The organism is Pseudomonas meliae (genome assembly GCF_001400515.1).
Classification (GTDB): domain Bacteria; phylum Pseudomonadota; class Gammaproteobacteria; order Pseudomonadales; family Pseudomonadaceae; genus Aquipseudomonas; species Aquipseudomonas amygdali.
Genome location: NZ_LJQT01000107.1, coordinates 24,449 through 32,563, shown reverse-complemented (window position 1 = coordinate 32,563; position 8,115 = coordinate 24,449). Strand labels below are relative to the sequence as shown.

Sequence of the window (8,115 nt, the reverse complement as noted above, 5' to 3'; positions counted from 1 at the left end):
TTGTTCAGCGTCTCCTTAAACGAGTTATACACCTCTCGCAGCCACTCTAGCAACTTCCACAACCGAATATCCTTGCTCCTTTTAATGCTGTCCCTTATTGAAGAATCAACAGAAAAAACGATTCACCGTAATGATTTCCAGCGTACTACGGCCTGACGTGAATCACGGCGTACAGAAGTCACACTAGAAAGCAGCATAAATACTGACGAACGGTCGACTGCCGGGACGGCGTTATCTGAAAAATAACCAGACACTGTTATCGAGTCGCTTGAAAACGGGTTAAAGATAAAAGGCACGCCCGGGCCGATGCAATAATGGCCGTGCGTGCCCCCGCATGAAAAACTTACTGTTCCGAGCCAGACAGACGCAGATGGATCAGCGCCACCCGGGCACCTTGTTTATCGCGTTTCTCTTCGATGGCATAAGGGCGAAAGCCCATCCGCGGGTAAAAGGGGACGTTATGGTTGTAGCAGGATGCAATCAGCTCAGTCGCTTCGTGCTTGTCAAATGCGATCCCCATCATACTGGTAATCATGTAACGCCCTACCCCTTTGGAGCGGGCCTTCGGAGCGATGATCACATTACCCAGCGAGCAACGGCCGCGAAATTTGCATTGAGAGAAATTGGCAAAACCGACAACTTCGCCATCCATCTCGATGACGGTCGAGTCGTGTCGGGTCTCCAGTGCTTCGCTGAGTTGCGAGGCAGTCAGCGGGTAAGTCGCTCTGGGGAACATGTAGAACAGTTCGTCGGCATTCTGCGGCAGTTCGCAAATCGTGGGGATGTCTTTTTCTTCCAGGGGGCGGTGATGGAACATGAGCGGTAACCTCTTGAAGAAATTGAAGAAAGCGCGAGTAAACGTTAAGCAGATCGGCGATTCGGGCGACGGCTGGTGACAAAAATACAGCGCCTGTCCCTTCACAGCATAATCCCCGGCTATCGAAAAGGGCACTGCAATAACGAATTGTGCTATTGAGCGCCTTTGTTGACGCTGCATTCGGACCTCTTGGCGCAACGTATTGAAGCGTAGGGGTTTGCGTGTACATCATGATTGCTCAGCTTGAAAACATACCCGGAACCCCGCTATGCAATATTCTGTAACCCATGTTTGGTGGTTCATCTTGCAACCCTGACGCAGAACCGGCATTTATTTCACTTTGTTGACTGGATCATGCGTCTTATGCCGATTTCGCCCCTGGCTCGCTTCAAGGCTCGTCCGATCAAATGGGTCTGCATGTTAGCCATCATTATTGGCCTCCCGGTCGGCTGTGCAGTGCTTGAGCACAAGGAACGCGAGCTGGTGTTTCGCATCGAGCCCGGCACCGCAAGCTGGTACAGCGGCCTGCCCGCCGATGTGCAGGAGATCGAACTCAGCACACCGTCATTTGGACCATCGCAGAATATCCACGCCTGGTGGTGGCCCGCATCGGACAAGAACGCCCCGGCCGTGCTGTACCTGCATGGCTCAAGATGGAACCTCACCGGCCAGTTGTTCCGTATCCAGCAACTCAAGGCGCAGGGCTACTCGATACTGGCAATCGATTATCGGGGTTTCGGTCAGAGCATGGGCCAGCTGCCATCCGAGAAGTCGGTGTACGAAGATGCACGCATCGCCTGGGCACGCCTGAAACAACTGCAGCCCGATCCGCAACGCAGACTTATATATGGGCACTCGCTGGGCGGGGCAGTTGCGGTGGATCTGGCAGCCGAACTGGGCAATGACGCAGAAAAGGGCAACGCGCCGATTCAGGCCCGCGGGCTGATAATAGAATCCACCTTCACCAACCTGGCCGATGTGGCCACAGCGCTGGCCAATACCTCGCTGCCTGTGCGCTGGTTGCTGTCGCAGAAGTTCGACTCTCTGGACAAGATTGCAGACATCCACATGCCAGTGCTGATCGTGCACGGCACCGAGGATCGCTACGTACCGGCACGCTTCAGCGAGCAGCTGTTCGAAGCAGCGCAGGAACCCAAGAAGCTGATACTGGTGCCTGGCGGTACACACAACAACAGCATGCAGATCGGACAGCCCGCTTATAGTCGGGCCATCCGTACGTTGCTTGATACACCGGTATCACTGCCCAGGGTCACAACACAGGACCAGCCGTCAAAGAACGCCGGTTAGACATGGCCGGACACGACGCAGTAGTCTCTGGGCTCATCACCCAGAGACCGCGCAATGAACTGCATTGTCGAGTATTCAGACCCGCATCACCGCCTTGCCGTCATCGAACTGTGGAAGACCGTCTTCAATGACCCCATGCCGCATAACCGTCCGGAGTTGTCGATCCACAAGAAACTGGCTGTCGGGGACCGGCTGTTTTTCGTCGCCGTCATGGACGGCCGCGTGACCGGGACCATTCTTGCCGGTTACGACGGCCATCGCGGCTGGCTGTATTCGGTTGCAGTTGCCCCGCACCAGCGTGGCAAAGGACTGGGAACAGCACTGGTCAGGCACGCAGAACAGGCTCTTACGAACCTTGGCTGCGTCAAGATCAATCTGCAGATTCATACGTTCAACGAAAGTGTGCAGGCTTTTTATCAAACATTGGGGTACACGCCCGAGCCCATCATCAGCATGGGCAAGCGGATTGACGCCAACGTCGATAGTCATTGATAACCTGAAAAGGCCCCTGTTTGCAGAGCACGGGGCTCAATCATTTATTTACATGAGAATCAGTATCAAATTACAATTATTGCTATTAACGTCCTTGCTGAGCATTTCCCTTGAGCACCTCCTCCCAATGCCCTCGCCGTCCCGGCCCTTTTTTGCTGTCCGCACTTTCACTGGCGATGTGCGCCAGCGGCGCAGTGCATGCTGCTGAAACCGCAACCTTGCCTGCCACCCAGGTATCCGCCGCCGCTACCGAAGGCCGGGAAGGCTACAGCGCCGAAAGCACCAGTACCGCGAGCAAAAGTGATGTACCGATCAAGGAGGAGGCACAGTCGGTCAATGTGGTAACGCCGCAGACCATCGCCGACTACAACGTGCGCTCACTGGACGACGCCATGAAGTTTGTCAGCGGCGTCAGCCAGGGCAACACACTGGGCAACACCAAGGACTCGGTGATCAAGCGTGGCTTCGGTACCAACGACGACGGCTCGATCCTGCGCGATGGCGTACGCTCGGTGGTATCGAAAAACTTCGGTGCCACCACCGAGCGCGTTGAAGTACTCAAAGGTCCGGCATCGCTGCTGTACGGCGCGATGGAGCCGGGTGGCGTGATCAACGTGATCAGCAAACAACCGCAATATGTGCAAAGCACCACGCTCAGTGGCTCGGCCTACAGCGAAGGCGGTGGCAGTTTCGGCATCGACACCACCGGACCGCTGGGCGATTCCGGGCTGGCCTACCGACTGGTGGCAGAGCGTCAGAGCGAGGACTATTGGCGTAACTATGGCGTCGATCAGCACACCCTGATCGCGCCCTCGTTGTCCTGGACCGGAGAACGCGCCAGCCTGACGTTCGCCTACGAATACAACGACTACATCAGCCCGTTCGACCGCGGCACAGTGTTCACAGGTGGTCATCCGGCCGATATCAGCTATGACAAGCGGCTCGACGAAAAGTGGGCCAATACCGTGGGCATCAGCGAAACCGCAACCGCGCGCTTCGAGTATCAGCTCAGCGATGACTGGAAAACCCGTCTGACCTACGGCTGGAACAACGACCGCTACAGCCTCTCGATTGCCCAGCCAAGCACATTGTCCAGCAGTGGTGTGCTGCGTCGTCAGACCAATGGCGGTCACTATGATTATGAAACGCGTTATGCCAGTTGGGACTTCATCGGCAAGCAAGAGATTCTTGGCCAGCAACATGATCTGTTGATCGGTGCCGAGCAGGAAGACTCCGACAAGTATCGTGGCAAGACCTACCGCAACACGGCTCAAAACGGCTTCAATATCTTTTCGCCCAGCTACGGCAGCCTGGCCGAACCCAGTGTCGTCAGCACGACCACCAGCAACCTGAGCAATCAACTGACCTCATCTTCCCTGTACCTCAAGGATAACTGGCACCTGAATGACCGCTGGATTCTGGTCCTGGGTGGTCGCTATCAGCATTATGACCAGTACATCAAACAAGGCCTTGGTGCTAGCCGAGTCACCAATCTGGACAAGAATGACGATGTATTTCTGCCAATGGCCGGTCTGGTATTCAAGGTCAATGAAGACCTCTCGCTGTACGGCAACTACAGCCGTTCGTTCGTGCCCAACGACGATGTGAACGATGACGGCACGACCTTCGACCCGGAAGAAGGCCGCAGTTACGAAGTTGGTGCCAAATATGCACTGGCACCGGCGCTTAACCTCAACCTCGCGGTGTTCGACATCGAGAAGAAAAACGTCGTCACCCCCACTGGCGTGACCGGCGTCAGCGAAGCAGCTGGCAAGGTCGGCTCACAAGGTGTGGAGCTGGACGTGACCGGGCGCATAGCCGAGCGCTGGGACATGATCGGCACTTACGCTTACACCCACACCGAAGTGCTGGATGATCCAAGCAACAAGGGCAATCGTCTTAGCCAGGCACCCAAGCATACGGCCAGCCTGTACCTCACCCACCATCTGCAAGTCCCGTCCGGTCTGGGCGACTGGCATGCAGGTGGCGGCGCACGCTATGTGGGCGAGCGCGCTGGTGATGATGCCAATACCTTCTATATGAGCAGCTACACCGTAGCCGATGCGTTTCTACGCTGGGAGGGGCCGATGGCCGGTTACAAGACGCGCCTGCAACTGAACGTCGATAACCTGTTCGACAAGCAGTACTACCCGTCCAGTACAGGCAGCCAGTTGCAGGTCAACGTTGGCGAGCCGCGCACCGCGCGCCTGAGCGCAAGTGTCACTTTTTAACCAGTTACAACGGAGCAGGCCTGCAACGGCCTGCTCCACGCCTAACCAAAGGGATGAATCAGGACTTCATCCGATAAAAACTGATCAGCGTTTCATTGTCTTGAATGTATTCGGTCTTGCCAATGAAGGCGCTCTTTTCCAGCCATTCATTAGGCCCAAGGGAAACCTTGAAGCGCGGCGTGCATGTGCATTGGTAATGGCCGTCACTGATCGGCCAGACCCCGTTCTGCAATTCCTGCTAACCCACTTCGTCCATGAGCAGGACACCCTGGCTTTCAACGCTGATCAATTCACCCAATTGCGTGACCAGAGTGAAACGAGTGTCCAGAAAGGCAAGCTCGGATGACAATTCAACCTGCATACTGCTGCCGCCAGCCTGCACCGAGCCGCTGAAATATTCGGCATGGAACTCTCCGCCCAGAATCCTGCTGCTGCTACGCAGTCCATCACTGCATATGCCCATAAGCACAGGAACGTCGGTCTTCAGAATGACGGTGAGCACTTTCTCAAGCTGAGGCACCACTGCCGTATTACCACGAAAAGAGCGTTTGACGGGTTTCTTGAAATCGATGATGTTCATGGACCTCTTCACTCCATCGTTGAATGAATTCGGGCAATGGATGGCTGGGCGCAGCCATCGGATTTGCAAAATATAGAACGCCTCGATCCGTCGGCATTTATCTGCGCTGTCTTTTCCAGTAAGCTCCTTGAAACCGACTGAAATCGTACCGAACGGTTCAGTTCCGGTCTAGAGAATTTTGCATTTACTGTACTACCCGGTTCACTAAGGGATTGAGGATATAAATGAAGGTGCGTACTGAAGCACGCCGCGAAGCCATCATCGATGCCGCAGCAAGTGTCTTCCTTGAAATGGGCTACGAACGTGCGTCGATGAATGAAGTCACCAAACGGATGGGCGGCTCCAAAGCAACGATCTACAGCTACTTCCCCTCCAAGGAGGAGCTGTTCATCGCCGTGGTCAACAGGGTTGCAAACGCTCATCTTGCCGAGGCCGTTTCGGAACTGGCGATCTCTGTCGACAAGGACACAGATGCAGAATTAGACCTGCGAACGCTGTTCACGCGCTTCGGGGAGCGAATGTTGATGGTACTCATCAATGATGACAGCGCGTTGGCGGTGTACCGCATGGTAGTGGCCGAATCCGGGCACTCCGACATCGGCACAATGTTCTATGACTCAGGCCCCAGGGAATTCCTGAAAACGGTGGCGACGCTGATGAATGCGGCCATGCAACGTGGCCAGCTACGTACCACTGATCCGCATATCGCAGCGCTGCAACTCACCTCGCTGCTGACTGCGGAAACCGATATTCGCCTCTATCAACAAACACCCGCACGCTTGAGCGTCGAGCAGATTCAAAGCATGGTCAAACGAGCAATTGATACTTTTATGCTGGGCATGGAAAAGCGCTGATTCACCGGGCTGCGACAGGTAGCCCTCTTTAAATGCTGGTTAAAATGTAAACCTGCCAGGCCGTGACATATTTGCTTACCATTTATCCGGACAACCTGATTCACACCTCGATTCCGGGCACGTATAGCTCGTCAAGAAAACCCGAAGACAGGCGATAGCCTGATGCCCACTTCGGAGAAATAATAATGATATTGCGAAAACTCAATCTTGCACCGCGTTCGGCTTTATGCTTCGGTATTTTTTGCCTGATGATCGTTGCACTGGGCCTGCTGGCTTTGCGTCAGGCAGCACTTCTCAACACAGCAGAAAAATTCATCGAAACCAACGTGCTACCCAGCGTAAAACTGCTCGGCTCTCTGGACAGGGAGTTTGTCGGTATCAGGGGCAATAACGCCCGACTTCGTAACCCCCTTGAGCCGCAGGATCGCAGGACCAAGGCACTTAGCGACATTCAGCAGGCCCGCTCGCTGATTGCCGGTCTTTCGGACTCTCTCAGCAAACTGATCGTTACCCCTCAAGGGCGTCAGGCATTCGACGAGCTCCGCAAAGCCAACGCCGACTATCAAACAGCCCAGGATCGCTACCTGGCCTCTGTTGCAGCGGGCAATCTGGAAGGGGCAGTTGCTATTTCCAATGGCGACATGAAAGTTGCGGCTGATCAGGTCGAAAACACGCTGAAAAAACTCATCGGCATCAACGACAGCAAAGCGGAAAAAGCGGGTGATCAAGCCGAATCTGCTTATCAGCAAACCTTGTTGATGGTGAGTATTTTTATCGCGGTCGGCGTGATTACTACCCTGCTGCTGGCCTGGATGTACACCCGTAGCCTGATTCAACCGATCGGTGAGTCGCTGAACATTGCGCAACGCATTGCGGCCAATGACCTGAGCAAAGACATTCCACAAGACGGCAGTGATGAAGCGGCCAGACTGATCGCCGCACTGGCGTTGATGCAAGCCAACCTGCGCAGTGCCCTGACTCTCATCGGCGACTCGTCCACCCAACTGGCCGCTACTTCCGAAGAGATGCACGCAGTCACCGAAGATGCATCGCGCACCATTCAGCGTCAGAGCAATGAGATCGAAATGGCAGCTACGGCCGTCAACCAGATGAGCGCGGCGATAGAGGAAGTGGCCAGCAACGCCGCATCGGCATCGGAAGTGACGTCTCAATCGAGCACCGCAGCCATGGCCGGACGTGCGCAGGTCGATGAGACTGTCACGGCGATCAACCTGATGGTCTCCAAAGTGCAGATCACCTCAACCGAGGTGCAGGGCCTGGCGGTCATGGCAACGGACATCAGCAAGGTGCTGGATGTGATCCGCGCCATCGCCGAACAAACCAACCTGCTGGCACTCAACGCTGCGATCGAGGCGGCCCGTGCAGGCGAAGCAGGGCGAGGTTTTGCCGTGGTCGCGGACGAAGTACGCGCATTGGCACACCGCACCCAGCAATCGACCCGCGAAATCGAACAGATGGTCGGCTCGATTCAGACCGGCACCGGCAACGCTGTCACTGCCATGGAGCAGACCAGCGTTCAGGCACACAAGCCCCTGGAGATGGCCAATGGCGCCGGCAAGGCGCTGCTCGAAATTACCGACTCCATCAGCCAGATCAACGAACGCAATCTGATGATCGCTACCGCTGCCGAAGAACAGGCCCAGGTTGCTCGTGAGGTCGACAGGAGCCTGGTCAGCATTCGTGACCTGTCCAGTCAGACGACCGAGGGCTCCAATCAGACCGCCATCGCCACTGCCGAGTTGTCGACGCTGGCGTCAGGCCTGAACCGTCTTACCAAGCAGTTCCGCGTTTAAGCTCTATCGCCGGGAAGCA

At 55.6% G+C, this 8,115-nt stretch carries 6 protein-coding genes and 1 pseudogene; 5 read left to right on the top strand and 2 right to left on the bottom strand.

Features of this window, described 5'->3' with window-relative positions; translation table 11 throughout:
• Window positions 1–343 precede the first annotated feature (343 nt).
• Window positions 344–817: a GNAT family N-acetyltransferase gene (locus ALO64_RS05155; RefSeq protein ID WP_044343748.1), complete on the bottom strand. Its 474-nt coding sequence runs from the start codon at window positions 815–817 to the stop codon at window positions 344–346.
• Between the two features lie 363 nt (window positions 818–1,180).
• On the opposite strand from ALO64_RS05155, the gene ALO64_RS05150 reads away from it, so the two are divergent.
• The 3 genes from ALO64_RS05150 (at window position 1,181) to ALO64_RS05140 (ending at window position 4,848) form a co-directional block, all read left to right on the top strand.
• Entirely contained in the window at window positions 1,181–2,125 is a 945-nt protein-coding gene (locus tag ALO64_RS05150) for an alpha/beta hydrolase (protein WP_005734730.1), read from the top strand.
• Window positions 2,126–2,179: 54 nt separating this feature from the next.
• Complete coding sequence (locus ALO64_RS05145; RefSeq protein WP_005734728.1) at window positions 2,180–2,617, top strand: GNAT family acetyltransferase; 438 nt, start codon at window positions 2,180–2,182, stop codon at window positions 2,615–2,617.
• Window positions 2,618–2,727: 110 nt separating this feature from the next.
• Window positions 2,728–4,848: a TonB-dependent siderophore receptor gene (locus ALO64_RS05140; RefSeq protein WP_082303381.1), complete on the top strand. Its 2,121-nt coding sequence runs from the start codon at window positions 2,728–2,730 to the stop codon at window positions 4,846–4,848.
• Between the two features lie 58 nt (window positions 4,849–4,906).
• Here ALO64_RS05140 and ALO64_RS05135 read toward each other — a convergent pair.
• Window positions 4,907–5,428: pseudogene (locus ALO64_RS05135) on the bottom strand (DUF3237 domain-containing protein).
• A gap of 224 nt (window positions 5,429–5,652) precedes the next feature.
• On the opposite strand from ALO64_RS05135, the gene ALO64_RS05130 reads away from it, so the two are divergent.
• Together ALO64_RS05130 and ALO64_RS05125 are read left to right on the top strand one after the other, a co-directional pair.
• Window positions 5,653–6,282: a TetR/AcrR family transcriptional regulator gene (locus ALO64_RS05130; protein WP_044343746.1), complete on the top strand. Its 630-nt coding sequence runs from the start codon at window positions 5,653–5,655 to the stop codon at window positions 6,280–6,282.
• A 185-nt stretch (window positions 6,283–6,467) separates the two neighbouring features.
• A complete protein-coding gene (locus ALO64_RS05125; protein ID WP_044343745.1) occupies window positions 6,468–8,096 on the top strand; it encodes a methyl-accepting chemotaxis protein in 1,629 nt (542 codons plus the stop codon).
• Window positions 8,097–8,115: the final 19 nt, after the last annotated feature.